The following is a 1,325-nucleotide window of genomic DNA, read 5'->3' as shown; positions in this document are numbered from 1 at the left end:
TCGGTTTATAACGAGAAAAAAGAAAGCGTTCATATTCATGATCGTAAGCTTGATGCTTTAGAGGATTTAATCGAAGCGGCTAACGGTAAACCAGTGCTTGTAGCTTACTGGTTTAAGCATGATCTTGAACGGATTAAGAATCGTTTTAACGTGCGTGAGATTAAAACGAGTGCTGATATTTATGACTGGAATGCCGGCATGACTCCTGTAGCGTTGATTCACCCGGCTTCCGCGGGTCATGGTCTTAACCTACAGGCTGGCGGTTCTACACTTATCTGGTTTTCCCTGACTTGGAGTTTGGAACTTTACCAGCAGACGAACGCTAGACTTAACCGTCAGGGTCAAACCAGCACGGTTGTAATCCATCACATTATCACTAAGGACACGATTGATGAGGATGTGATGAGGGCTTTAAGCATGAAGGCTAAAGTGCAGGATGCTTTAATCGAGTCGGTTAAAGCAAGACTATCAATTAACGAAGTGAGGGAAAGGGGTTCTAGAGAGAACTTACCTCAAAATGGAGGTAAGAATGAACAAAAAAGAATACTTACGGCAAGCCTATCTTCTTGATAAGCGGATTAAGGCTGACATGGATGAAGTAGTAAGACTGCGTGAGCTTGCTACAAGTGTTTCATCATTAAGATACGACAGAGAGTATGTGCAGACGACTCGAAGCGTGGAAGCTCCGTTTGTGAAAGCTCTTATAAGGGTTATGGATTTAGAAGCAAAGATTAACATGGAGATCACGCTGCTTATCAGTTTGAAAGAGCAGATTTTGGATGTGATTTCAAAGCTTGAAAGCGTGGATGAGCAGATGATTTTACGCTACCGTTACATGAGTAACATGACGTGGGAGGATATTGGTAAAGAACTCCATGCTAGCAGAATGACGATTATAAGAGGGCATGGTAAAGCGTTAGAGCACATGGTTTTACCAGATAATCTAATCCAAATCTGAAAAATGGTACGGTTTGGTACGCTCTGATACGAGACGTTACAGCCTTCTATATGGTATTATAAACTTAGCAAAAATTATAAATACTAAGCCTTGGAAGAGTAATCTTTCAGGGCTTTTTTCATGCCTAAAGGGAGGATGAGTCTTGCCAAGAAAACCTAAAAGACCGTGTTCTTATCGAGGCTGTCCGAATCTAACTGACGGCAGGTTTTGTGAGAAACACTTAAAACAAGAGAACCGGCGCTACGAAAAATACGAGCGTCCTTATGATGCTCACAAGCGTTACGGCAGAGCATGGCAGAAAATAAGGGATTCTTATGTGAGAGAGCATCCTTTCTGTGAGCTTTGCTTTAAGAACCATATGCTTGTG

General features: G+C 42.0%; 1 protein-coding gene and 2 pseudogenes. All 3 read left to right on the top strand.

Annotation, left to right across the window (positions count from 1 at the left end):
• Positions 1 to 570, top strand: a pseudogene (locus ACTJLE_RS06300) (ATP-dependent helicase); the annotation flags it as partial.
• Positions 530 to 958, top strand: a complete 429-nt coding sequence (locus tag ACTJLE_RS06295; protein WP_481267884.1) for a sigma factor-like helix-turn-helix DNA-binding protein — start codon at positions 530 to 532, stop codon at positions 956 to 958. The pseudogene ACTJLE_RS06300 and the gene ACTJLE_RS06295, both read left to right, overlap by 41 nt.
• A 142-nt stretch (positions 959 to 1,100) precedes the next feature.
• Positions 1,101 to 1,325 (top strand): annotated as a pseudogene (locus tag ACTJLE_RS06290) (HNH endonuclease); the annotation flags it as partial.

The sequence above is a fragment of the Gardnerella sp. CCPDSM genome, assembly GCF_056754715.1.
This window is presented reverse-complemented; position numbering and strand designations above follow the sequence as displayed.

Bases quoted from the DNA above. Each gene is read 5' to 3' on its own strand.
- ACTJLE_RS06295 (WP_481267884.1), top strand. From the start codon at position 530: ATGAACAAAAAAGAATACTTACGGCAAGCCTATCTTCTTGATAAGCGG.